Origin of the sequence: Qipengyuania pacifica (assembly GCF_019857205.1) — a bacterium.
Taxonomy (GTDB): domain Bacteria; phylum Pseudomonadota; class Alphaproteobacteria; order Sphingomonadales; family Sphingomonadaceae; genus Qipengyuania; species Qipengyuania pacifica.
This window is the reverse complement of record NZ_JAHWXO010000001.1, coordinates 24235-44760: the sequence shown is the minus strand read 5'-3', so window position 1 is coordinate 44760 and position 20526 is coordinate 24235. Positions and strand designations below refer to the sequence as shown.

General features: G+C 64.9%; 31 protein-coding genes. 11 read left to right on the top strand and 20 right to left on the bottom strand.

Annotated elements, in window-relative coordinates; all coding sequences use genetic code 11:
* Positions 1 to 82: 82 nt before the first annotated feature.
* From KYK83_RS00280 to KYK83_RS00235, 10 genes are all read right to left on the bottom strand, one after another.
* Positions 83 to 655, bottom strand: coding sequence for a tail tape measure protein (locus tag KYK83_RS00280; RefSeq protein ID WP_222826802.1), 573 nt, complete (start codon positions 653 to 655; stop codon positions 83 to 85).
* A 15-nt stretch (positions 656 to 670) separates the two neighbouring features.
* Positions 671 to 862 carry a phage tail assembly chaperone gene (locus tag KYK83_RS17580; protein ID WP_222826801.1) on the bottom strand — a complete coding sequence of 64 codons (192 nt, stop codon included), beginning with the start codon at positions 860 to 862 and terminating at the stop codon, positions 671 to 673.
* 43 nt (positions 863 to 905) lie between these two features.
* Positions 906 to 1211, bottom strand: a complete 306-nt coding sequence (locus KYK83_RS00270) for a gene transfer agent family protein (RefSeq protein WP_222826800.1) — start codon at positions 1209 to 1211, stop codon at positions 906 to 908.
* Positions 1208 to 1615, bottom strand: coding sequence for a phage major tail protein, TP901-1 family (locus KYK83_RS00265; RefSeq protein ID WP_222826799.1), 408 nt, complete (start codon positions 1613 to 1615; stop codon positions 1208 to 1210). The genes KYK83_RS00270 and KYK83_RS00265 overlap by 4 nt, the downstream gene beginning before the upstream one ends.
* 5 nt (positions 1616 to 1620) lie before the next feature.
* On the bottom strand, positions 1621 to 2013 hold the full coding sequence (gene gp17 / locus KYK83_RS00260; RefSeq protein ID WP_222826798.1) for a tail completion protein gp17: 393 nt from the start codon (positions 2011 to 2013) through the stop codon (positions 1621 to 1623).
* Positions 2014 to 2135: 122 nt separating this feature from the next.
* The gene (locus KYK83_RS00255; protein WP_346729392.1) at positions 2136 to 2495 is read right to left on the bottom strand and encodes a head-tail connector protein; all 360 of its coding nucleotides are present in this window, start codon (positions 2493 to 2495) and stop codon (positions 2136 to 2138) included.
* On the bottom strand, positions 2492 to 3643 hold the full coding sequence (locus KYK83_RS00250; RefSeq protein ID WP_222826797.1) for a phage major capsid protein: 1152 nt from the start codon (positions 3641 to 3643) through the stop codon (positions 2492 to 2494). The genes KYK83_RS00255 and KYK83_RS00250 overlap by 4 nt, the downstream gene beginning before the upstream one ends.
* A gap of 240 nt (positions 3644 to 3883) precedes the next feature.
* Positions 3884 to 4390, bottom strand: coding sequence for an HK97 family phage prohead protease (locus KYK83_RS00245; protein WP_346729391.1), 507 nt, complete (start codon positions 4388 to 4390; stop codon positions 3884 to 3886).
* Positions 4387 to 4695, bottom strand: coding sequence for a DUF6127 family protein (locus KYK83_RS00240; protein ID WP_103022777.1), 309 nt, complete (start codon positions 4693 to 4695; stop codon positions 4387 to 4389). Before KYK83_RS00240 ends, KYK83_RS00245 begins: the two co-directional genes overlap by 4 nt.
* Positions 4692 to 5861 (bottom strand): phage portal protein, encoded by a 1170-nt coding sequence (locus KYK83_RS00235; protein ID WP_222826796.1) that lies wholly within the window; start codon positions 5859 to 5861, stop codon positions 4692 to 4694. Before KYK83_RS00235 ends, KYK83_RS00240 begins: the two co-directional genes overlap by 4 nt.
* Before the next feature lie 175 nt (positions 5862 to 6036).
* Here KYK83_RS00235 and KYK83_RS00230 point away from each other — a divergent pair, with 175 nt between their 5' ends.
* Positions 6037 to 6297: a hypothetical protein gene (locus KYK83_RS00230; protein ID WP_103023058.1), complete on the top strand. Its 261-nt coding sequence runs from the start codon at positions 6037 to 6039 to the stop codon at positions 6295 to 6297.
* A 178-nt stretch (positions 6298 to 6475) separates the two neighbouring features.
* Positions 6476 to 6790, top strand: coding sequence for a GIY-YIG nuclease family protein (locus KYK83_RS00225; protein WP_222826795.1), 315 nt, complete (start codon positions 6476 to 6478; stop codon positions 6788 to 6790).
* A gap of 142 nt (positions 6791 to 6932) precedes the next feature.
* Here KYK83_RS00225 and KYK83_RS00220 read toward each other — a convergent pair whose 3' ends face one another.
* The gene (locus tag KYK83_RS00220) at positions 6933 to 8285 is read right to left on the bottom strand and encodes a DNA-packaging protein (RefSeq protein ID WP_222826794.1); all 1353 of its coding nucleotides are present in this window, start codon (positions 8283 to 8285) and stop codon (positions 6933 to 6935) included.
* On the bottom strand, positions 8278 to 8952 hold the full coding sequence (locus tag KYK83_RS00215) for a hypothetical protein (RefSeq protein WP_248284169.1): 675 nt from the start codon (positions 8950 to 8952) through the stop codon (positions 8278 to 8280). The genes KYK83_RS00220 and KYK83_RS00215 overlap by 8 nt, the downstream gene beginning before the upstream one ends.
* A gap of 258 nt (positions 8953 to 9210) precedes the next feature.
* Here KYK83_RS00215 and KYK83_RS00210 point away from each other — a divergent pair, with 258 nt between their 5' ends.
* From KYK83_RS00210 to KYK83_RS00200, 3 genes are read left to right on the top strand one after another with little or no spacing between them, the layout of a single operon-like run.
* Positions 9211 to 9849: a YqaA family protein gene (locus KYK83_RS00210; protein WP_222826793.1), complete on the top strand. Its 639-nt coding sequence runs from the start codon at positions 9211 to 9213 to the stop codon at positions 9847 to 9849.
* A 43-nt stretch (positions 9850 to 9892) separates the two neighbouring features.
* The gene (locus KYK83_RS00205; protein ID WP_222826792.1) at positions 9893 to 10363 is read left to right on the top strand and encodes a hypothetical protein; all 471 of its coding nucleotides are present in this window, start codon (positions 9893 to 9895) and stop codon (positions 10361 to 10363) included.
* Positions 10347 to 10565, top strand: a complete 219-nt coding sequence (locus KYK83_RS00200) for a helix-turn-helix transcriptional regulator (RefSeq protein WP_222826791.1) — start codon at positions 10347 to 10349, stop codon at positions 10563 to 10565. The genes KYK83_RS00205 and KYK83_RS00200 overlap by 17 nt, the downstream gene beginning before the upstream one ends.
* On the opposite strand, the gene KYK83_RS00195 is transcribed toward KYK83_RS00200, so the two are convergent.
* Positions 10562 to 11248 (bottom strand): Crp/Fnr family transcriptional regulator, encoded by a 687-nt coding sequence (locus KYK83_RS00195; protein ID WP_222826790.1) that lies wholly within the window; start codon positions 11246 to 11248, stop codon positions 10562 to 10564. The genes KYK83_RS00200 and KYK83_RS00195 overlap by 4 nt on opposite strands.
* A gap of 66 nt (positions 11249 to 11314) precedes the next feature.
* Here KYK83_RS00195 and KYK83_RS00190 point away from each other — a divergent pair, with 66 nt between their 5' ends.
* Positions 11315 to 12169: a sterol desaturase family protein gene (locus KYK83_RS00190; protein WP_222826789.1), complete on the top strand. Its 855-nt coding sequence runs from the start codon at positions 11315 to 11317 to the stop codon at positions 12167 to 12169.
* A 21-nt stretch (positions 12170 to 12190) separates the two neighbouring features.
* On the opposite strand, the gene KYK83_RS00185 is transcribed toward KYK83_RS00190, so the two are convergent.
* From KYK83_RS00185 to KYK83_RS00160, 6 genes are all read right to left on the bottom strand, one after another.
* Positions 12191 to 12622, bottom strand: coding sequence for an OsmC family protein (locus KYK83_RS00185; protein ID WP_221596977.1), 432 nt, complete (start codon positions 12620 to 12622; stop codon positions 12191 to 12193).
* Positions 12623 to 12692: 70 nt separating this feature from the next.
* The gene (locus KYK83_RS17130) at positions 12693 to 13355 is read right to left on the bottom strand and encodes a hypothetical protein (RefSeq protein ID WP_248284168.1); all 663 of its coding nucleotides are present in this window, start codon (positions 13353 to 13355) and stop codon (positions 12693 to 12695) included.
* Between the two features lie 107 nt (positions 13356 to 13462).
* The gene (locus KYK83_RS00175) at positions 13463 to 14737 is read right to left on the bottom strand and encodes a metallophosphoesterase (RefSeq protein WP_222826788.1); all 1275 of its coding nucleotides are present in this window, start codon (positions 14735 to 14737) and stop codon (positions 13463 to 13465) included.
* Between the two features lie 92 nt (positions 14738 to 14829).
* On the bottom strand, positions 14830 to 16080 hold the full coding sequence (gene spt / locus KYK83_RS00170; RefSeq protein WP_222826787.1) for a serine palmitoyltransferase: 1251 nt from the start codon (positions 16078 to 16080) through the stop codon (positions 14830 to 14832).
* On the bottom strand, positions 16080 to 16322 hold the full coding sequence (locus KYK83_RS00165; protein ID WP_222826786.1) for an acyl carrier protein: 243 nt from the start codon (positions 16320 to 16322) through the stop codon (positions 16080 to 16082). Before KYK83_RS00165 ends, spt begins: the two co-directional genes overlap by 1 nt.
* A 97-nt stretch (positions 16323 to 16419) precedes the next feature.
* Positions 16420 to 16788: a response regulator gene (locus tag KYK83_RS00160; protein WP_103022791.1), complete on the bottom strand. Its 369-nt coding sequence runs from the start codon at positions 16786 to 16788 to the stop codon at positions 16420 to 16422.
* A 56-nt stretch (positions 16789 to 16844) separates the two neighbouring features.
* Between KYK83_RS00160 and KYK83_RS00155 the strand changes: the two genes are divergently transcribed.
* From KYK83_RS00155 to KYK83_RS00135, 5 genes are read left to right on the top strand one after another with little or no spacing between them, the layout of a single operon-like run.
* The gene (locus KYK83_RS00155; RefSeq protein WP_103023060.1) at positions 16845 to 17129 is read left to right on the top strand and encodes a DUF3572 family protein; all 285 of its coding nucleotides are present in this window, start codon (positions 16845 to 16847) and stop codon (positions 17127 to 17129) included.
* Entirely contained in the window at positions 17126 to 17767 is a 642-nt protein-coding gene (locus KYK83_RS00150; RefSeq protein ID WP_222826785.1) for an HAD family hydrolase, read from the top strand. The genes KYK83_RS00155 and KYK83_RS00150 overlap by 4 nt, the downstream gene beginning before the upstream one ends.
* The gene (locus tag KYK83_RS00145; RefSeq protein ID WP_222826784.1) at positions 17764 to 18219 is read left to right on the top strand and encodes a RidA family protein; all 456 of its coding nucleotides are present in this window, start codon (positions 17764 to 17766) and stop codon (positions 18217 to 18219) included. Before KYK83_RS00150 ends, KYK83_RS00145 begins: the two co-directional genes overlap by 4 nt.
* On the top strand, positions 18194 to 18964 hold the full coding sequence (locus KYK83_RS00140; RefSeq protein ID WP_196847396.1) for a glycerophosphodiester phosphodiesterase family protein: 771 nt from the start codon (positions 18194 to 18196) through the stop codon (positions 18962 to 18964). Before KYK83_RS00145 ends, KYK83_RS00140 begins: the two co-directional genes overlap by 26 nt.
* Positions 18961 to 20097 carry a GNAT family N-acetyltransferase gene (locus KYK83_RS00135; protein ID WP_222826783.1) on the top strand — a complete coding sequence of 379 codons (1137 nt, stop codon included), beginning with the start codon at positions 18961 to 18963 and terminating at the stop codon, positions 20095 to 20097. Before KYK83_RS00140 ends, KYK83_RS00135 begins: the two co-directional genes overlap by 4 nt.
* Before the next feature lie 3 nt (positions 20098 to 20100).
* Here KYK83_RS00135 and KYK83_RS00130 read toward each other — a convergent pair whose 3' ends face one another.
* Entirely contained in the window at positions 20101 to 20430 is a 330-nt protein-coding gene (locus KYK83_RS00130; RefSeq protein WP_222826782.1) for an SEL1-like repeat protein, read from the bottom strand.
* Positions 20431 to 20526: the final 96 nt, after the last annotated feature.

Below are 20526 nucleotides of genomic sequence, written 5' to 3'. Positions count from 1 at the left end.
CTCCTGTGAAATGCGTGCCGTCATCCCGGACATGGTCCGGGGCAGTGCGTCTCGTTTGGGGGAGGGTGTCCGTTGCCGAAGGCTAAGTGCCCAGGGCCCGGCGAACCGCGCTCGCGACCTGCCGCGCGCTGCGCTGCATCGCTACCGGCGCAGGGGTGCCGCGCGGTGCGGCGATGGCGATCGAAACCTTTACGTCGCGGCTCGTGCCGGTGCCCGCATTCGCTTCCACCCGACCCGCGCTGGCGGGCACGAACAGTTCGGGCCCCCGCTCGCCGACCAGATAGGGTCGCTGCGGCGAAACGGTCCCGCCGGTCGCACGGCCGGGCAGGCCGAACAGCGCCCCGGCCGCAGTACCGATCAAGCCGGCAAATCCGCCGCCGCTACCGCCGCCGCCGAATACTTCGTCCAGGCCCAGCCGCAGCGCCTGCGCGGCAATCTGGTCGAGCGCGCGCGCCGCTACGCGTTGCAGATCGTCGAAGCCGACGCTGCCTTTGCGGATCGCGGACAGCAACCCTCGTTCCAACACCGTTCCCGCGCGGTCGAAGCCGTCCAGCAGGGTTGCATCGAATGTGCTTCGCATGGCGCGCATGTCCGCTCCGAAGGCCTGCGTATCCGCGCGAACCGCCACGATCATTTCCTCGATCTCGTCATCCATGGGCATCCCTTTCGATCAGCGCGGCAACCTCGGCGCGTGTGGGCGGGCTTCCGGCAGGCGCGGGCGCGGAAAGGCAGGCGCGGGCGCGGAAAGGCAGGCGGCAAGCTCTGACGGTGTGGCATGCCAGAACGTACCGGGCCTCCACCCCAGATGCGTAGCCGCCAGCCCCGCCAGCCGAAGCGCCCCCTTGGTGAAGGGCTTGCTCACCAACTTCGCCCCCGCTTGTGGGTGGGATCGCGGGTGGGCGACGTCACACCCGTCCCTTCAGGATTTCGCCCAGCAATATCCGCAGCGGTTTCGTCGATGCGGCCAGGCCTTGTGCGACGACCGCTTCGCCCACGGCGTCCCGCGTCAGATCCCCGCGTTCGGCCAAGCAATACCAGAACAGCGCCGCCATATCGGTAAGGCGCAGCTTGCCTTCGCCTGCACGCTCCACCAGATCGAACAGCGGACCCAGTTCCTCCTCCGCCTGTACCAGCGCATCGAAACTCGGCCGCAGCAGACAGGCCCTCCCGTTGATCGTCAGCGCCGCTTCGCCTCTCGCCGCATTGCTCATGACGGCACAACCGGTCCGGAGCTTTCGAGCTGCACCGAATAGGTCCGCTCGCCATTGAAATCGCCCGCATAGTCCAGTCGCTGTACGAGGAAGCGGCCGCGCATCTTCGCGCCGTCCTCGAAACTCAGCTCGTACTGGTCGATGGTTCCGGCCAGTGCGTGGTTGCGGATCGCGTGCTCGGCATCCGATCCCAGGAAAATCCCGCTGGCGGATACAGAAACCGACCGCGTCCCCGCGCCCGACAGCAGCTCGCGCCAGCCGCCGCTTTCCTTGTGCGTGACGACCACCGTGTCGCCGTTCACGCTCATTTGCGTGGTCCTGAGGCCCGCGACGGCCTCGTATATAACGGGCGCGCCGCCACTGCCGATTTTCAGCAGGAAGGCCGCCCCTTTCTGGGCTGTCATGTCGATTACTCCGTTGCGATGAGTTTGAAGGCGAATTCCAGCAGCACCGCGCGGCCATTGCGCCGTCGGCGCTCCACGCGGCTGCGCAGGAAGCGGGTCACCACCACGCGGAAACCCGCCTGCTGCGGGGCCAGCGTGGCGATGCGCTGTTCGATGCGGCCGGCAAGGGCTGCGGTTTCGGCGGGATCGTCCCCGCGCCCGACCAGCTCCAGCGCCAGACGCACCTCGCGCCCCGTGGCGGTTTTGGTCGACCAGTCGGTGCTGGCGCTGGCGGCAATGGCGATGGCAGGCGGGCTGGCCGCCGCCGGGGCTTCCTCGGCGATGGCGTTCACGCGCTCGGACAGGACCGGATCGCTCGCCAGCCAGCCGGCGATCGCGCTGCGCAGGGCGGTTTCCATCTACCGTTCTCCCTTGGCGAAGAGGGGCCACAGCAGGTCGGCGCGGTGCCACCAGCCACGCCCGCGCCGCCGTGCAAGTGCCGCGGCGCGGCGGGTCAGCCGCTCGGCCAGGTCGGCGAAGGTCACAGCCGCACCGGCCGGTACGGCCGCCACAGCGCCGCGATGGCTGCGGGCAGGGGCGCCGTGCCTTCGTCCCGCTCGCGATATTGATGCGCGGCAAAGCGCACGATCCCGTGCCGCAGCGTCTCGTCGAGCGCATTCCACTCGGCCGCGCCGTGGCCGGTAAAGCGCGCACATATCTGCCACGCCGTGTCGAGCAGGCGCAGCAGCAGCGCATCCTCGCCCGCAACGCCGATCGCCAGCCACTGCTTGAGGTCGGCCAGAGCCTGGCCGGATAGGTCTGGTGTCATGAAAAACACGTCCCGATTGTCAGGAAAGAGTGCCCGCGCCGCAGGGGACACGGCGCGGGCGAGGGCGATCACACGGCGATCTTCAGCAGCTTGATCGCATTGCTATCCAGCACCTGCCCGCCCACGCGCTTGGTGGCGTAGAAATGGACGAAGGGCTTGTTGGTGAAGGGATCGCGCAGCACCTGCGTCGCGCTGCGTTCGGCGATCAGATAGCCGTGACGGAAATTGCCGAAGGCGATGGGGCAGGTGCCCGCCGCGATATCGGGCATGTCCTCCGCCTCGACCACGGGATAGCCCAGCAGGCGGTCGGGCTGGCCGTCCACCATGCCCGGCTGCCACAGGAACGCGCCGTTCGCCGTCTTCAGCTTGCGCACTTCGGCCAGCGTGGCCGAATTCATCACGAAGTTCGCCCCCTGCCGGTGCCCGGCCTTCAGCGAGTGGACGAGGTCGATCAGCATCGCATCGGGCTCCGCGCCGAAGCCGCCCGCATCCCCGCTGGCGATATACTGCAGCGTGCCGAAGGGGCGATCTTCGTCGAATTCCTCCGCCATGGGTGCTGCCAGGAACCCGCGCGGCTGGTTCACGCCGCTGCCGTTGACGAAGGCGGCGCCTTCCGCCCGCGCGAATTCCTGCCCGATCTCGCTCGCCAGCCAGCTTTCGAGGTCGAAGCCCGCATCGTCCAGCATCGCCTGGCTTGCCGCCGGATTGGCATAGAGCTCGCCCGTCGGCGGCGCGATCTCGCTGAAATTGGGCGTGGCGGTTTCGGGCCGCCCGGCGCTCTCGCTCACCCAGCCGCTCGCGGTCCCGCCCAGCGTCACCAGCTTGCGATAATCCGCGCTGCCGGTCTGCACGACCTGCGCGATGGCGCGGATCGGGCTGATCTCGGTCAGCTGGCGGGCGATCGCCGCATCGATCTGGCGCGGCACGGCATAGCCGCCATCGCCCGGCACGCCCGCCGTAATCGACTTGATTTCCTGCGTCGCACCGCGGCGCAGATAGCCATCGACAAAGCCCTTCACTTCGGGCGCCGCCTCGTCGCCGGTGCCAAGGGCAGGGCGGGCCGCCCGCCCGATCCGCGCCTTCACCCGGTCGAGGTCGGATCGCAGATCCGCCACCGCGGCTTCGGTGCTTTCCTGCCGCGCAACGATGTCGAAACTCGCTTCGGCGGGGTCGATGGGCGTAGCGGTAGCGGTGGGTTGGTCAGGCGTAGTTACGTCCATCAGATGTTCCTTTTCTCAGGGTAGATTCTTGGTGTTTCGAACCCGCATCCGCGGGTTCGTCCTCGCTGGACGGGCAGCCAGCTGCACCCGCTGCGGCCGCACGTGCGGGTGGCCCTTGGCAGCGCACCAAAGGTGCACTTCCGTGCTTGCCGGACCTCCTCCGGCCCGGATCAATCGCGAGGTGGCAAAATGGAGAAAGTTCCGAGCCCCGGCGAGGCAAGGCCGACTGGCCGCCGCGGCTTATGCCGCGAAGCCAAGCGAGCCGGACGGCTCGCGCCCGGCGTTTGAGGGCGCAGATAAAAAATGCACGCGCGCCCCGTGTTGCAGCGGATGCGTCACCACGCTCACCTCGAACAGATCGATCTCGGCCAGTTCGCGGCCTTGCGGCGTGTGGCGATAGGCCCGCGCACGGTAGCCGAAGCTCAGGCCGCTCACCGCGCGCCGGCGCAGCAGCATGGCAGCGCGCCCGCCCGGATTGTCGATGCTGGCAATGATCCGCAGCCCGCACCCATCCTCGCCCGCCATCTCGACCCAGCCGATGCGGCGCTCGGGCCGGTGCTGCCAGTATAGAGGAAAGCGCCCTTCGCGTTCGGCCAGCGTGCGCGTGAATGCCCCGGGCCGGATCGTATCGCGCGCACCGTCGGGCCGGTCGAACAACGCCGCATAACCCGCAATGCGCAGGACCGGCGCCGCCCTGTCACCCCGGACCTGTTTCGGAATGTCACCCCGGATCTGTTCCGGGGTCACGACAGCATGTCCCCCACGCCCAGCCGCACCGCGATGCCGACCAGCAGCAGCGCCAGCACGCCCTTGACCAGCCAGTCCACGGCCGCCTTCCACGCGCTGGCCTTGGCATCGCGCCAGGCGCCCAGCAATTCGCGCAATTCGTCGATGTCCTCCTGCGCCGACGGATCGCCCAGGCCCAGCCGGTCGAGCACGCGGTTCGCGCCCAGTTCGCTCGCTTCCTCCACGATGGCGCGCAGCGTGATCAGCTCGCCGCCCTCATGGCCCGCCTGCGCGATCAGCCGCGCCAGCATGTCTTCCCGCGTCATCGGCCACTCTCCATTGTCGCCAGCCCCAACAGCTCGCGTTTTTCCAGATCGGTTAGAAAACTTGCCCCGCTGACCTGCGTCCACAGCCGCTCGCGATCCTCCGCCAGCGCGGGCACGCGGTCCAGATCGACAGTCGGCGCCTCGGCAAACCAGTCCGCCAGCCCGCTATGCAGACCGGCCAGGATCTTGCCCGCCAGCGGCAACAGGGTCAGCCGCCACAGCGCCCGGTTGGCCTCGCGGTAATTGGCATAGGTATTGTCGCCCGGCAGGCCGAGCAGCATGGGCGGCACGCCGAACGCCAGCGCAATGTCGCGCGCCGCCGCTGCCTTCAGCGTGGCGAAATCCATGTCCGCAGGGCTCAGGCTCATCGCCTTCCAGTCCAGCCCGCCTTCCAGCAGCATCGGTCGCCCGGCGTTGCCGTGACCCTGATAGGCGGCCAGCAGCTCGGCCTTCAGCCGGTCGAACTGCTCGCCCGTCAGCCCGCCCGTATCGCCGCCGTCGTAAACCAGCGCACCGCTCGGCCGCGCGGCATTGGCCAGCAGCGCACGGTTCCACTCGCTCGCCGCATTGTGGATCGCCACGGCGGGCGCGGCTGCGGCCAGGCATCCCGCGCCGTAATGATCGTCGGTGGGGTGAAAGCCCTTGAGATGGATGACGCACGGCCACCCGTCCTCGTCCTCAAGCGGCAGGGTGATCGTCCGGTCGGCCAGGATATAGCGATAGGCGGCGGGCCACCCGTCCTCGCCCGCCACCACCTGCACGCGCTCGGGCCGCAGGGGAAACAGGTCCACCGGCACGCCGCTCCCGTCCTTCACGATCTGGACATAGGCATTGCCATGCAGGCTCAATTGCGCGGCCAGCACCTCCAGCAGCGGCTGCGCCCCGCACGAACAGCGGATCAGCGCCGAAAGCCGTTCGTCCGCGCAGGCGATCGGCGCGCTGCCGACCCCTTCCGCCACGATCCGCACGGCGCGCTGCGCCACGGGGTTGGCAAGATAGGCCTCGGCCACCTCGCGGGCATAATCGAAGGGGCTGCGTCCCGGCGGCCCGCCATCGAAAGCGGTCGCGCCCCAGTGCGACCAGGGCGAAACGAACCCGCGCGACACAGGCACGCGGGCGCCGCCCCCGCCCTTGAAGGCGGAGACGAGACTGGTGAGAAAGCTCATGGTAGTTCTCCGGATGCGGGGGCCGCGCAGCACGGGCGCCGCCCACAATTGTGCGGAATTGGTACGGTGACGGGTCCGCGATGGAGGGCGGCCCCGCAATGGGTCACAAGGTACGGCTATGGCGCACCGATCTCGATTCGATGGCACACACCAGCCCGGTCCGGGCCTGGCTTTCGTGCGCGCCGACAAGTGCGGGGAAGACCGCGCCGCGGGCGCCCCCCGCGATGCAATCTACTATCTCCAGCTCGCCCGGCAGGCCCGCCGCCTCGCCGCCGAACACACCGATCCCGACGTCGCCCGCCGCCTGCGCGAAAGCGCGGTCCGCCACGAACACATGGCCCGCCAGCTCAAGCGCCAGGAAGACCGCACCAGGGACGAAAGCCGCCTCGGCGCCGGCCTCAAAGCTCTACTGCGCACCCTCCGCGGCCGCGGGTAAGGGCGGGGCAACGCAGACCCGTCCCGGCTCCGTCACCCCGGACGTGTTCCGGCCTCGTCACCCCGGACTTGTTCCGGCCTCGTCACCCCGGACTTGTTCCGGACTCGTCACCCCGGACTTGTTCCGGACTCGTCACCCCGGACTTGTTCCGGGGCGGTGCTTCTTTCACTAATCCAAGATGCGAACGTTCGAACCGACGGTCTACATCCTTGCCAGTCATTACCGCGGGCGGCTCTATACCGGCGTAACGTCAGATCTCCTTTCGCGGGTTCACCAGCACCGCGCCGACACCTTCGGCGGTTACACGAGCGAGCGCGACATCAAACGCCTCGTGTGGTTCGAAGCGCATGACGATATCGAGAATGCCATCGCTCGCGAAAAGACGGTCAAACGCTGGCCCCGCCAGTGGAAGTTCAACGTCATCGAACAGAACAACCCCGACTGGATCGATCTTGCGGAAGAACATGGTTTCCCGCCGCTGCCCCACAAGTAAGCACCACCCCGGAACAGGTCCGGGGTGACCAGAAAGCGAAAACCGGTCCTTCTTGCGTCACCCGGTACGTCATCCACCCTCGTCACCCCGGACTTGTTCCGGGGCTAAAAGGCCGCAGAGCGATCCGGTAAACGCACCCACCCTAAATCCACCGCACCCGCGGCGCGGCGCGCTTCACCAGCATCAGTTCCGTCAGCGCCCAAACCAGCGCATCGGCCCGGTCCGGCGAACGTCCCGGCCCTTCGTAACCGCCGCCTGCCACCAATCCGCACATCTCGTCTTCCAGCGCGGCGAACAGGCCGGTGTGGCGCACGCGTCCCGCTTCATACAGCGCGGCGATCGGCTCGGCGCGCGCCGTCTTGCCGCGGCTGGCGTGGACCAGCTTGACCGGCAGTGCGATATCGGCCGCGCGCAGCACGCTGGCGACCATCTGTCCGCCCTGGTTGGCTTCGGCCACCACGCGGTCGGCCTGCCAGGCATGGGCCGCATCCGCTACGGCGCGGGCCCAGCGTTCGGGCGTCGCATTCGTCACGGAACAGTCGGCCCTGACATAGGCGGTGCCGTCCACGCCCAGCATCGCCACCACGATCCCGCAGGCATCGCCGGAAGAACTGGCCGGTGGGTCGACCGCCACGATGACGCGCCGTGCCTGCGGTACCGCGTCCATGTGCCGGTATCGTTCGATCAGCGCGCGGCTCCACAGCGCGCCTTCGACTGCGGCGATCATCTCCCCGTCCAGTTCCTGCCGCCCGAAATTGCTCTGTTCGAACTGTTCGACCATCGCGGCGAGGTAATCGGCGGGCAGCACTTCCCGATTGTCCAGCGTGCCGCCGCACGCCACGGCGACCTTGCCTGCCTTCGCATCCGCCATGATCCGGCGCATCAGCGCGGTCTGGCGCGGGGTGGTGGTGGCGACCACGCGCGGGCCGTCCCCCAGCCGCATCGTCAGTTGCAAATTGTTCCAGGCAGACATGGCCCGCTCGCTTGAATTATCCCATTTGGCTATTTCATCGCACCAGGCATGGCTATGCTGCGGCCCGCGCAGCGTTTCCGGCTCCCCGGCGGAATAGAGCCAGGCGATCGCGCCGTTTTCCCACGTCAGCCGGCGCAGGCTCGGCTCGAACTCCGGGGCCAGCGCACCCGGCGATGCGGCCAGTACGCCGCTGTCGCCTTCCACCATGACATTGCGGATTTCCGCCAGATTGGCGCCCACCAGCGCGATGCGTGCCGAACCGTCGTGCCGGGCCACGTCGCGCACCCATTCGGCCCCCGCCCGCGTCTTGCCAAAACCGCGTCCGGCACAGATCAGCCAGGTGCGCCAGGCCTCGCTCGGCGGTAGCTGCGCATCGCGGGCCCAGCCTTCCCAGTAATAGCTGCCCAGCGCGGCCAGCTCGTGCGGCTTCAGCCGGCGGGCCAGCTCCTCGCGTTCGCCATCGGCCTCATCGCCCGGGCGCCGCAGCCACCCTCCGCGGGACAGGCTGCGCCGGTTAGCCATTGCCGCGGGCCTTTGCCGCGTCCCGGCGCGCCTTGCGCACCGCGGCATCGCCCGCCTTGCTGCGGGCGCGCATATCGTCGATCTTCGCATTGATCGATGCGATGGTGGCAACCTCGTCGGCCAGCGTGCGGCGGCCCTTTTCCCGCGCCACGCTTTCGCGGTGCGCGGTCAGGCAGCGCAGGGCAATGGCGGTGTCGAATTTGCGCGGCGGCGTGCCATCGCCGGGGGTTTCCCCGCTGCGCAAGTGATGCAGCAGTTCCATCTCCAGATTGTCGTATCCTTCCGCCAGCGCGGCGTACCACTGGCGGGCAAAGTCCGGGTCGGTGCGGCGCAGGCGATAGATGCGGTTCACGGGAAGACCCGCCACCGCCGCGGCGGCCGCCACATTCGATGTTTCCGCCAGTTCGTGCAGGAATTGCTCGATCCGCTGTGCATCGCGCGGGGCGATCGGGCGGGCCGTGCGCGCTTTTGCCTTCCGCCCGTCGACCGGCTGGATCGCATCCCATGCCTCGCGGAATGCCTGGTTCTTGCGCCTCCTGTCATAGGGGGTGGACCCCGTCACACCGGCTTCGCGGGCTGCGGCGCGCACGCCATTGCCGTCTTTCAGCGCCTCGAGAAAACGGGCCGCCCACGCCGGGCCTTCCATACTGTCCATCGCCTTGCTCATCTGTCCCTCCGTCTGCGGCGATAGCGGGCACGACAAAGGGCGGTGGCCCGGTTGGTTCAAGACCCGGCCCCGCCCGTTCGAATCACACTATCGCGATGTTCTGTATATGTACCGAAACAGCGTTACGATGTCAATACAAAAGTACCAAATAGGTTCTTACGCAGACGATTGCCAACAGGGGGTGGCTCGCTTAGAGCTTGGCCTCCTCCATCGTGGAGGGGGCGGCTGCGCCGCTCGCAAGGACGGGATGGGGAAGCGATGCTGCGCGGGCTCTACAACTGGACGATGGACAAGGCCTCGCATCCGCATGCGGTGTGGTGGCTGGCGCTGTTCGCCTTCGTCGAATCCTCTTTCTTCCCGATCCCGCCCCATCCGCTGCTGGGCCTGATGTGCCTCGCCGAACCGAAAAAGGCGGTGAAGTTCGCCCTCGTCTGCACGCTGGCTTCGGTTGCAGGCGCGCTGCTCGGCTATGCGATCGGCTGGGGCCTTTACGACAGCGTGGGCGTCTGGCTCATCGGCGCTCTCGGCCTCACCGATGCCTTTCCCGTCGCGGCCTGCCATTTGCGCGAATATGATTTCGAAGCGATCCTGATCGCGGGCGCCACGCCCGTGCCGTTCAAGCTGCTGACCATCACCGCCGGCTTCGTCGGGATGAACCTGGTCACCTTCGTGCTCTCCAGCCTGTTCGCCCGCGCGCTGATCTTCATGACCGTCGGCATACTGTTCCGCGTGTTCGGCGCCGCGATCAAACGTATGATCGACAAGTATCTCGGCATAGTGACCACCGTCTTCGTGCTCCTGGTGGTCGGCGGGGTTCTCGTCCTCACCCAGCTCGGCGGCAGCAAGGAAGAGGGCGGCGTATGCGCCACTGCGACCGAGGTGAAGCCGGCCCGCTGAGCCTGCCTTGACAGCTAAGTAACCCACAGGTTACATGTAACCTATGAGTTACAAGCGAATCGAGGAATTCAGCATGGCCGACGATTACGAAACCGCCGAAAATTTCGCGCAGACCCGCGCCATCATGGCTCCCTTCCTGGGGCTGCTGGTACTGCTGATGCAGCAGGGGATCTTCTTCTCCTGGGACTGGGGTAGCGATTCTCTGGTGCAGATTTTCGTGTGGCTCGCCTTCGCGCTGATCATGCTCGGCCTGCTGCTTACCGGCGGCGGCTGGTTCCTCCCGAAACGCGCCCGCACCCTCGCCAATGACGAGGTCACGAAAGCCAATCGCCAGCGCGGCATCACCGTCGGCTTCGTCGCCGCGATGATCACCGGCTTCCTGGTCTGGGCAGTCTCGCCCTTCGAACCGCTCCACGCCCAGCGCGCGGCAAACATCATTGTCAGCATGGGGCTGGGCTGCGCCTTCGTCTCCTACGGCGTGGCGGAAATGGTGACCAATGCCGGAGACGCTTGAGAACCACGTGCGCCAGTTCCGCGAGCAGCGGGGCTGGACGCAGGCCGAGCTGGCCGAGGAAATGGGCGTCAGCCGCAAGACGGTGAACACGGTCGAGAACGGCATCTTCTCGCCGTCCGTGATCGTGGCCCTGAAATTCGCCGCCGCCCTCGGCCAGCCGGTGGACCGCCTCTTCGAACTTGTGTCGGGGGCTGGGGACTAGCGCATGGCATGGGCCGCCAGCGCATCCCGGTCCGGAATGCGGATGGTGCCGTAACCGCGTTCGATCAACCGGCGCTTCTGCAAATCGCCGAGCGCGGCGTTGGCGGTCGCGCGGGTCACGCCGAGAAGGTCCGCCAGTTCCTGCTGCGTGATCGTGACGCTGGCCGGCCCGGCCGCTTCGCCCGCCATCGTGGCGAGCATGCCCGCCAGCCGCTGCGGATTGGTCCCGCGGCGCAGCCCCGCCAGGATCGACAGCGTATCCTGCAACTGCTGCGACAGCGCGCCCAGCAGCGCCCGGCTCGACGCGGGATAATTACCCAGCGCATCGAGAAAGGGCCGCGCCCCGATCAGCCGCAACCGGCTGTCGCCCCGCGATATGGCATCGACGATCCGCGGCTTGTCGGCGAAGACCGCCAGCTCGCCATAGGAATCGCCCGGCCCCAGCAACGCCACGGCGCGAAACTCGCCATCGGGCATGAACTGCCCCACGCGCACCGCGCCCTCGTCGATCAGCCAGAAGCCATCGGCGGCATCGCCGCGCTGCTGGATGATCTGCCCGTCGGCAAATTCCCGCAGCTGCGAGATGCGCACGAGATGCGCCTGCAACCCGCGGTCGAGCGCCGAAAACAGCATCGGCGTGACCAGCGACCGGCGAGTCGCATCCAAATGTAAAGATCTGGACATTCTTGCATCCGGGTAAACGCTAGAAGGGCAATCGACAAGAAAGCTAAAAAACTCGGGAGAGAGCCCATGTCCGCATCGACCCTTGCCATCCTGGCCATCTATCTCGGCTTCGCGCTGCTCGAACTGTGGCGCTCGAACCTGTTTGCGAAGCCCGAACAGACCCGCGACGACGGGATTGTCGAAGCGGTCAGCATCATCGCGCTGCTCGGCCTGACCCAGCCGGCGATCCTGTTCGCTTCCGCTGCCCTCGCAAAGCTCGTCGCGCCGCAATATGCAGGCGCGCTGGCCGGGCTGAACGTTTTTGCCGCCATCGCGCTGTTCCTGATATTCGACGATCTGATGCAATACTGGTGGCACCGCGCGGCGCATACTTTCCCGTGGCTCTACAATCTGCACCGCCCGCACCACAACGCGCGCTACATGAGCGTGCGGCTCGTCTACCGGAACAATTTGTTTTACTACGCCATGATGCCGGGCATCTGGCTGTCGGGCGTGCTGATCTACCTCGGCCTGGGCTGGGTCTATGCGGGCTATATCGTGGTCAAGCTGGCGGTGATCACCGGGGCCCATTCGGATCTTGCCTGGGACCGGCCGCTTTACCACATCGCGTGGCTGTCGCCCGTGATGTGGCTGGTCGAACGGACCATATCCACGCCTGCCACGCATCATGCCCATCACGGCCGCCACGCCAGCGATCCCGCCGTCCACTACAAGGGCAATTACGGCAATCTGCTGTTCTTCTGGGATGTCCTGTTCGGCACCGCGCGGATTACCCGGACGTACCCCACCAGCTACGGAGTGGAGAATTTGCCGGCAACGTCGCTGGGCGAACAGCTGGCCTGGCCGATCTTCGGGCGGATCCCGCGCGAAGAAACGGCGCCCGAGCCGGTCGCCGAAGCGACGGTCCGGAGCGCCGTGTAAGCATCCCTGCTAAGCGCGGGATCAGCCTTCGAAGCTGGTTTCCAGCGTGATTTCCGTGTCGAGCAGTTTCGAGATCGGGCAGGTCGCCTTGGCATCGGCGGCCAGTTCCTCGAACTTCGCCTTGTCGAGGCCCGGCACCTTGGCCTTGGTCGACAGGGCGGACTTGGTCACGGTGAACCCACCATCGTCTTTCTCGAGCGATACCTTGGCGTCGGTTTCAATGGATCCATCCGTGTGTCCCGCTTCGGCCAGCTTGAAGCTCAGGGCCATGGTGAAGCAGCTCGCATGTGCCGCTGCGATCAGTTCTTCGGGATTGGTCCCGGCCTTGTCCTCGAACCGGGTCTGAAAGCCGTAGGGTTGATTGTCGAGCGCGCCCGACTGAGTGCTGACGTGGCCTTTGCCGTCCTTGCCCAGTCCCTCGTAACGCGCGCTGCCTGATTTTACGATTGCCATAAAAAAACTCCTTTCGGGATTGAGACGTCCCGAAAGGAGCAAATGTTCCTGTGATCAGCGAAGACGTCGATCAGTTGGGCCGAGTACGGCGCCGTTCGCCCCGCCTGTCCCGTCGCTGGTCGCGACGCGCATCCTGTCGGCGGTCGCGGCGAATTTCGCGCCGCGCTTCCTGCCGCCGGTCGCGGCGAGCGTCGCGCCGGGCATCCTGGCGCCGGTCCCTGCGGGCATCGCGGCGCGCATCCTGACGACGATCCCTGCGGGCTTCGCGGCGGGCGTCTTCACGGCGGTCGCGGCGTACTTCGCGGCGTTGAGCCGCACGGCGTTCCTGCCGCACCTCGCGGCGCCTTTCGGCGCGCTGGCGCTGGCGATAGTCTCGGCGTCGTTCAGCGCGCTGATGCTGACGAGCATCACGGCGACGTTCCGCCCGGCGTTCCCACCTGTTCCAGTTGGCGCGGATATTGCGCTGATCGCGGATCGCAGCGCGGCGAGCCTGCCAGTATTGGCGCTGCCGGTCGTTCCAGCGGTGCGCACGGCGCTGGCGGTCGTAAACGTAATATCCGGTGCCGGGATAATAGAAGTTGTCGTACCAGCCGTAATATCCGTCGTCGTAATAGGAGTCGCCGTAATATCCGGCGCTCGCCATGCCATATCCGCCGCCATAGCCGGTGCTGCACGCACCCAGCAGAGTGGTTGTGGCGGCAAGGGCAAATGCTGTTCGTTTCGTAAGTCCCATCCCGGGTTCTCCTGTTCGTTGGAATCAGGTCTAGGGATAGGCCATTGAACTCGCTCTGAATTATCGGTCAGCCACCGTTCATCTGCCGAACGAGCCGTCCAAAGGTGCTATTTACTGCGGTGGGGAAAGGTGAAGCGCGCTTCTTCGACCGGACGACCCGACTGGTCGGCCGGCGTCGAATAGAGCGTCGCGTCGAGAGTATCTGCGCCAATCCCGACATGCAGGAACCCCCAGGTCGAGCCCCGTGAGAACAGATTGGTCATCTGCGGATTGGCCGCGATTTGCTTTTCCGCAAACGGGACATGCTGCTGCCGGTATTTCGATCCCGCGCCGGAAACGAACATCGGCACAGGCTCGGCGGGCGCGCCCGATACGGTCGAACAATCGTCGGTATAGGCTTCGATCAGATGGTCGTCTCCGGCGATATAGGCGTCGGCATAACGGCAGATCGGATCGAGCATCAGCTTGCGCAGTGCGCGGGCCTTTTCATACTTGCTGCCTCCGCTGGACCACAGCGCATGGTGGCCCATCACGATCTTCCACTTGGCAGTGGAGGATTGCAGCGCTGCAGTCAGCCATTCGATCATGCTGCGCTCACGCGCGTTCGACGCACGGACGTAATCGGGCCATTCCTCCAGCGGCGTGTTCCGGATCTCGTTACCTTCGGCATCCAGATCGTCCTTGTGGACCTGCGTACCGGCAAGCAGCATTTCGGTATCGACGACGAAGATTTCGAGCTTGCCTTCCATACCCTGCGGCACCGCACGGTAAAACAGGTCGGGCATGGTGAACGCTGGATGGGCTTTCAGATATTCGAGCTGTGCCTCGGTCGCCTCGCGCGAGATGTGCCAGTCGTGATTGCCCATCATGGCGTAAAGCGTGAAGCCCGCCTTGCCCTCACCGAAGGTGCCGAAGGGCTGATCCAGCATCTCGCGGAAGCGGCGCTCGTCCGAAATGCCGTCCGCGCCCAGTGTGGCCCCGTCGGGATAGATATTGTCGCCCATCAACGCGCCGAAATCGCAATCCTCGCGCTTGCACACCTCCGCTGCAGCCATGGCGACCGGGTACATTCCGCTGGCAGGCACGAAGCCGCCGATGGCGGGTTCGAATTGCCAAGGAGTGGCGCGGAAGCCGGAGAGGTCGCGATTGTGCTCCAGCCAGTCGGCCGCTTCGTTGCCCAGATATTCACCCAGCGTGCGAAAACGGGGATCATCGTCGTCTGGCGTATCGTAAGCGGGAATGTACCCGGTATCGCCAAGCGCCACGAAGGAAATCTCGTGGGTCTTCGCCGGGCCACCGCCTTGCGCGGCTGCGGCCTGAGGCACGAGCGCGGAGGCAGACAGTAGCAGAGCGGGAGTCAGGGCGGCGAGGGCAGAACGCATGAAGTCTCTCTTGGCGGCGGTCACGGGATCGCCGTTCGTTCGCGATCCCATGTTACGCCATCAAGACAGCCGTGCGACACGCTATCGCACGATCAGATGATCCCGACGTCCTTACCCGCGGTTTCGAATATCGACAGGATTTCGCCGACCTCTTCCTCGCTATGCTCTGCGCATAGCGAGCAGCGCAGTAGGGTCATGTTGGCAGGAGTTGCCGGGGGGCGCGCCAGATTGACATAGAGGCCGCCCTTGATCAGCGCTTCCCACATGGCCGCGCCCTTTTCCAGATCGGGCATGATCACGGCGATGATGGCGCTCTGCGGTTCCTCGGTGCCGAGTTGGAAGCCGAGTTCCTTCAGCCCCTTGTGCAGCATCTTGGAATTTTCCCACAGATGCGCGCGCTTGTTCGATCCCTGCATCAGCTTGCGAATGGACGTGCAGGCTGTTGCCACTACGCTGGGCGGCAGGCTGGCAGTGAACACATACGGGCGGCAGACCAGCCGCATGATTTCGAATTTGGGATGGTTGGAGACGCAGAAGCCGCCGACCGTACCCACGCTTTTGGAAAAGGTGCCGATAATGAAATCGACATCGTCGATCACGCCCGCCTGTTCCACCACGCCGCGACCGTTCTCGCCGATAAAGCCCATCGAATGCGCTTCGTCGACCAGCACCATGGCGCCGTATTTCTTGGCGACGGAGACCATTTCCTTCAGCGGAGCGATATCGCCCAGCATCGAATAGACGCCTTCCAGCACCACCAGCTTGCCGGCGCCTTCGGGAATGCGCTTCAGGCGCTTTTCCATCGCTTCGATATCGTTGTGCTTGAACGGCACGACTTCGGCATTGCCCAGAGCGCAGCCGTCCCAGATGCTGGCATGGCTGTCGATGTCGAGGACGATGTAATCGCCTTTGCCGGCAATCGTCGAAATAATCCCGAGATTGGCCTGGTATCCGGTCGAAAAAACCATGGCATGGTCCATGGCATAGAAGTCCATGAGCGCCTGCTCGACTTCCTTGTGGCCCTGATATGTGCCGTTCAGCACGCGGCTACCGGTGGTCCCCGCTCCGAAATCGGACAATGCCTGCCGGCCTGCCTCGACCACGTCGGGATCGAAGGTCATGCCCATGTAATTGTAGGTGCCGAGCAGGATCGTGTCGCGCCCGTTGCAGATCGCACGGGTCGGCGACAGGACCTTCTCCATCACCAGGTTGAACGGATCTTCCTGGCCGCTCGACAGCAATCCTTCGCGCAGGGCAATGATGTCATCGAATTTGGAGAACAGGTCCTTGCCCTCTCCTTCGATGTCCTGCGGCTGGTCCGACTGGATGATGCCTTCGCTCATCAGTCGGCCTGCAGCTTGGTGACGGCATCGACCAACTGACCGTAATTCTCGATTTCGGCCTGCTGGTTCATCGAAATGATGATGTCGAATTCGTCTTCGATCTCGGCGACGAAGTCCATGACCGTAAGGCTATCGAATTCGAGGTCGTTGGCGAAGGTGGTGTCTTCGGTGATCGTCACACCCTTCTTGTTGAAGGGCTCGGCCAGTTCGCGGATCTTGGTGTCGACGTCGCTACGGTCCATTTCGGGGTCCAGTCCTGTATCGTGGTGTGGCTCGCATGATGCGGGCCTGTGTCAAACGCCCGGCAAAGCGGTTTGTTGGGCCGCTTGTCAAGCGCAGCTATTCGGGAAGCAGGGCGCGTACCGCGGCCATGAAGGGGCCGATCGACACCGGTTTGGCGAGATAATCGGCCGCGCCGGCATCGCGAATCCGTTCTTCGTCGCCCTTGCCGGCATAGGCGGTAACGGCCAGCACCGGCACCTTCGCCAGGTCTCCTTCCCCCTTGAGTTCGGCGATCAGGTCGATGCCGCTGACATTGGGTAACTGGATGTCCATGATCACGAGATGCGGCTGGAAGCGCTTGGCCGTGCCCAGCACGTTCTGTCCGTCGGCCACGGGCACGACTTCGTATCCGTTTGCCTTCAGCACGTCACAGAACAGCTTACGATTGAGATCGTTGTCCTCGACAACGAGGATTCTCTTTGCCACTTGGCGGCTCCTTCGCGAATGCGCGAGGGCCTTATGCAAAAGCGGGAGCGCTGACAATTATTCGCGACGGATCGACAGGTAAAGGCGAGGAACGGGCCCCCGAAGTGCTCGCGCTCGAAGCGCTCGGCTGGGCGCTGGCAGATGACCGGCGCGCCGAACGGCTGCTGTCGCTGACCGGGCTTACGCCGGATCGGTTGCGGAACGGGCTGGGCGATCGCGGCGTTCAGGCAGCAGTGCTCGAATTCCTCGCCAATCACGAACCCGATCTCGTCCTCGCCGCCGATGCGCTCAACACCACGCCCGAAGCGCTCGTGGCGGCTGCTGGAAAGTTGTCTGCATGAATCGTCCGCTCATCATCTCCGATTGCGATGAAGTCCTGCTCTACATGGTCTCGCCCTTCCGCGACTGGCTGGCCGAAACGCAGGGCGTCGAATTCCGCATGGAAGGGAATGATTTTTCCCAAGCCCTGCGCTGGCAGGACAGTGGCGAGATCCTCGCCCCGGAAGAAATCTGGAAGAAGCTGGGTGGTTTTTTCGATACCGAAATGCACCGCCAGACGCCCATCCCCGGTGCTCTCGAGGGGATCGCGTCTTTGCGCGATCACGCCGATGTGGTGATCCTTACCAATCTCGTGGACAAGCGTCAGGCTATGCGCACCGAGCAATTGCTCGGACATGGCCTCGACGCCCGCGTGTTCACCAATCAGGGACCCAAGGGCCCGGCGTTGGAAGCGATCCTGAAGGAATATCAGCCGTCGAAGGCGATCTTCATCGACGATCTGGCGCAACATCATCGCTCCGCCCGCGAAACTCTGGCCGCGTCGGGCACACCCATCGCCACGCTGCATCTGTGCGGCGAGCCGCTGCTGGCCCCCCATATCGACTGCGCGCATACCTCCGGTCATGCCGATGCGCGGATCGACAGCTGGGATGACGCGCTACCGTGGCTGATGAACGAAATCGAAAGGGAAAATGCATGACGATCGAAGCAAAACTCGCCGAACTCGGCATAGAACTGCCCGAGGCGGCGGCGCCCGTGGCCAGTTATCAGCCGCTCGTCGTCAGCGGGAATACTGCGTATGTGTCGGGGCAGCTTCCCTTCGTCGACGGCAATCTCGTAACCGGCAAGCTCGGCGACGGTGTCAGCCTCGAGAAGGGGCAGGAAGCGGCACGAGCCTGCGGTATGATGATTCTTGCCCAGCTCAAGGCGGCAGGTCTGCTCGAACGCGTCGAACGCGTGGTCAAGCTTGGCGGTTTCGTCGCCAGTGTGCCATCCTTCTCGGACCAGCCAAAGGTGGTGAACGGTTGCAGCGACCTGATGGCCGAAGTCTTTGGCGATGCTGGCAAGCATGCCCGCAGCGCGGTCGGCGTTCCTGTCCTGCCGCTGGATGCAGCGGTCGAGGTCGATGCGATCGTTGCTCTCAAGGCTTGATCGCTTCTTCGCCCCGCCACCCGCCCCCGGGCGGGTCGGCTGGCTGAGCGAGTGGACCTATGCCCATCGCGGATTGCATGGGAATGGGGTTCCGGAAAACTCGCTCGCTGCATACGCAGGCGCGGTAGAGCGCGGCATGGGTATCGAATGCGATATCCAGCGCAGCCGCGACAATGCCGCCATGCTGGTACACGACTGGGAACTGGACAGGCTGACCGGGGTAACCGGGCCAACGGCTTCCTATTCGGCGGACGAGCTGGCGCAGATCGCCTTTCTCGACAGCGAACACAAGCTGGCGCAGCTGGCCGACCTTCTCGGCCTGGTGGACGGCAAGGTTCCGCTCCTGATCGAAATCAAGTCGCGGCGCCGCTACGATGTCGAAGAGAGCTGCATTGCCGTTCGCGATGCGCTGAAGAACTATCGCGGCGCTCATGCGGTGATGAGCTTCGATCCGCGGGTTTCGCGGTGGTTTCGCAGGAATTCGCCGCAAACCTTACACGGCCTTGTCATCAGAGAGGATGAGAAAGGGATGACCCAAAAGGCCTGGCAGCGCCATTTCGCACTGTGGCTCGCGAGGCCCGATTTCGTCGCTTATCACGTCATGGCCCTGCCAAATCCGATGACTTGCGGCCTTCGCAAAGCCGGAATGCCTATTCTCACCTGGACGGTGGACTCTGCGGAACTGCTGGCACGCGCGCAGATACACGCCGATGCTCCAATCGCCGAAGGGCCCGGTGTACCATGAGCGATGGCGGCCTCGCCGCACGGGTCGGCGGGTCGGTCGGCGCCTTCGATCGTGACCAGTGGAATGCGCTGGCGGGAACGGACAACCCCTTCGTATCCTACGAATTCCTGACCGCGCTCGAAGATTCGGGAAGTGTCGGAGCGGGGACCGGCTGGCAGCCCGCGCCGCTCGTGATCAGCGAAGATGACGGCCCGCTGCTCGCGGCCATGCCTGCCTATCTCAAGGGCCATAGCCAGGGCGAATATGTTTTCGACCATAACTGGGCCGATGCGTACGAGCGCGCTGGCGGCAATTACTACCCGAAGCTTCAGATCGCAGCGCCGTTCACTCCTGCAACCGGTCCGCGGCTGTTGCTGTCGGACGATGCCTTTGCGCCTCCACTGCTGGCGGCTGCCGAGCAGTTATGCCTCCAGAACCGTTTTTCCGGCGCGCATGCGACTTTCATCGAACCTGCGCAGCAGCCCTTGTTCGAAGCTGCGGGATGGATGCTGCGGGCCGATATCCAGTTCCATTGGCACAATCACGGATTTGCCAGTTTCGACGAGTTTCTCGAAACCCTTGCCTCGCGCAAACGCAAGGATTTACGCAAGGAACGCGCTGCGGCGCAGGCAGAAGTCGAAATCCGTCGGCTAAACGGCGACGATATCCGATCCGAACACTGGGACGCTATCTGGCAATTCTATCAAGATACCGGCGCACGCAAATGGGGAACGCCCTATCTCACGCGCGATGCGTTCGACCTGTTTGGCCAGCGAATGGGCGAAAAGATAGTCTTAGTCCTGGCATTTCAGGATGAAGAGCCTGTCGCGGGCGCATTGAATTTCATCGGCGGGGACGCGCTCTACGGCCGTTATTGGGGCTGCACGCGCGACATTCGCTTCCTGCATTTCGAGCTTTGTTACTATCAGGCGATTGATGCGGCGATCGAGCTCGGCTTGTCTCGGGTCGAAGCCGGTGCGCAGGGCGGGCACAAGCTGGCCCGCGGATATGAACCGGTTGAAACCGTCTCCGCACACTGGATCGCCGATCCCGGATTTCGCGAGGCTATCGAGGATTTCCTCGAACGCGAGCGCGCCGGCGTCGCGGCAGATCGGAACTACCTGGCTACGCGGACGCCCTTCAGGCAGGCGTGATTGTCAGGCGGCGTGGCGTTGCCCTTCGGCCAGCCACTCACGGGCCCGCCGCTGCGCTTCGGCGATTTCCCGCGCAGTCATTTCGTCTGCCACATCTGCCCGACACCAGCTGGCTTCTTCATGCCCCTTCGAGGCAGCGATATTGAACCATTTATGCGCTTCGATCATGTCGCAGACCGTTCCATGGCTGCCGGTCGAAAAAGCTACGCCCAGGTCGTATAGCGCGTCGAGGTTGCCCTTTTCGTACCTGCCAAGGCAGGAAGCGATGAGTGCATCGGCCTGCTCGGTCTGGATGATCTTGCCGTAGCCACCTTCGATACCTGAAAGTTGCATGGTCATTCCCCCATAAAGGACCGGCACCCCCTGCCGGACGAGTCGGGAATGCCAAGATTATGGTCAAGAAAGGGTTAACGCGTAGCGCGATTTATC

What these genes read in the sequence shown, in the direction of transcription:
- KYK83_RS00280 (WP_222826802.1), bottom strand. Translation starts at nt 655, where the DNA reads ATGGATGACGAGATCGAGGAAATGATCGTGGCGGTTCGCGCGGATACG.
- KYK83_RS00270 (WP_222826800.1), bottom strand. Translation starts at nt 1,211, where the DNA reads ATGAGCAATGCGGCGAGAGGCGAAGCGGCGCTGACGATCAACGGGAGG.
- KYK83_RS00265 (WP_222826799.1), bottom strand. Translation starts at nt 1,615, where the DNA reads ATGACAGCCCAGAAAGGGGCGGCCTTCCTGCTGAAAATCGGCAGTGGC.
- gp17 (WP_222826798.1), bottom strand. Translation starts at nt 2,013, where the DNA reads ATGGAAACCGCCCTGCGCAGCGCGATCGCCGGCTGGCTGGCGAGCGAT.
- KYK83_RS00250 (WP_222826797.1), bottom strand. Translation starts at nt 3,643, where the DNA reads ATGGACGTAACTACGCCTGACCAACCCACCGCTACCGCTACGCCCATC.
- KYK83_RS00240 (WP_103022777.1), bottom strand. Translation starts at nt 4,695, where the DNA reads ATGACGCGGGAAGACATGCTGGCGCGGCTGATCGCGCAGGCGGGCCAT.
- KYK83_RS00235 (WP_222826796.1), bottom strand. Translation starts at nt 5,861, where the DNA reads ATGAGCTTTCTCACCAGTCTCGTCTCCGCCTTCAAGGGCGGGGGCGGC.
- KYK83_RS00225 (WP_222826795.1), top strand. Translation starts at nt 6,476, where the DNA reads ATGCGAACGTTCGAACCGACGGTCTACATCCTTGCCAGTCATTACCGC.
- KYK83_RS00220 (WP_222826794.1), bottom strand. Translation starts at nt 8,285, where the DNA reads ATGGCTAACCGGCGCAGCCTGTCCCGCGGAGGGTGGCTGCGGCGCCCG.
- KYK83_RS00215 (WP_248284169.1), bottom strand. Translation starts at nt 8,952, where the DNA reads ATGAGCAAGGCGATGGACAGTATGGAAGGCCCGGCGTGGGCGGCCCGT.
- KYK83_RS00210 (WP_222826793.1), top strand. Translation starts at nt 9,211, where the DNA reads ATGCTGCGCGGGCTCTACAACTGGACGATGGACAAGGCCTCGCATCCG.
- KYK83_RS00205 (WP_222826792.1), top strand. Translation starts at nt 9,893, where the DNA reads ATGAGTTACAAGCGAATCGAGGAATTCAGCATGGCCGACGATTACGAA.
- KYK83_RS00200 (WP_222826791.1), top strand. Translation starts at nt 10,347, where the DNA reads ATGCCGGAGACGCTTGAGAACCACGTGCGCCAGTTCCGCGAGCAGCGG.
- KYK83_RS00195 (WP_222826790.1), bottom strand. Translation starts at nt 11,248, where the DNA reads ATGTCCAGATCTTTACATTTGGATGCGACTCGCCGGTCGCTGGTCACG.
- KYK83_RS00190 (WP_222826789.1), top strand. Translation starts at nt 11,315, where the DNA reads ATGTCCGCATCGACCCTTGCCATCCTGGCCATCTATCTCGGCTTCGCG.
- KYK83_RS00185 (WP_221596977.1), bottom strand. Translation starts at nt 12,622, where the DNA reads ATGGCAATCGTAAAATCAGGCAGCGCGCGTTACGAGGGACTGGGCAAG.
- KYK83_RS17130 (WP_248284168.1), bottom strand. Translation starts at nt 13,355, where the DNA reads ATGGGACTTACGAAACGAACAGCATTTGCCCTTGCCGCCACAACCACT.
- KYK83_RS00175 (WP_222826788.1), bottom strand. Translation starts at nt 14,737, where the DNA reads ATGCGTTCTGCCCTCGCCGCCCTGACTCCCGCTCTGCTACTGTCTGCC.
- spt (WP_222826787.1), bottom strand. Translation starts at nt 16,080, where the DNA reads ATGAGCGAAGGCATCATCCAGTCGGACCAGCCGCAGGACATCGAAGGA.
- KYK83_RS00165 (WP_222826786.1), bottom strand. Translation starts at nt 16,322, where the DNA reads ATGGACCGTAGCGACGTCGACACCAAGATCCGCGAACTGGCCGAGCCC.
- KYK83_RS00150 (WP_222826785.1), top strand. Translation starts at nt 17,126, where the DNA reads ATGAATCGTCCGCTCATCATCTCCGATTGCGATGAAGTCCTGCTCTAC.
- KYK83_RS00145 (WP_222826784.1), top strand. Translation starts at nt 17,764, where the DNA reads ATGACGATCGAAGCAAAACTCGCCGAACTCGGCATAGAACTGCCCGAG.
- KYK83_RS00140 (WP_196847396.1), top strand. Translation starts at nt 18,194, where the DNA reads ATGCGATCGTTGCTCTCAAGGCTTGATCGCTTCTTCGCCCCGCCACCC.
- KYK83_RS00135 (WP_222826783.1), top strand. Translation starts at nt 18,961, where the DNA reads ATGAGCGATGGCGGCCTCGCCGCACGGGTCGGCGGGTCGGTCGGCGCC.
- KYK83_RS00130 (WP_222826782.1), bottom strand. Translation starts at nt 20,430, where the DNA reads ATGCAACTTTCAGGTATCGAAGGTGGCTACGGCAAGATCATCCAGACC.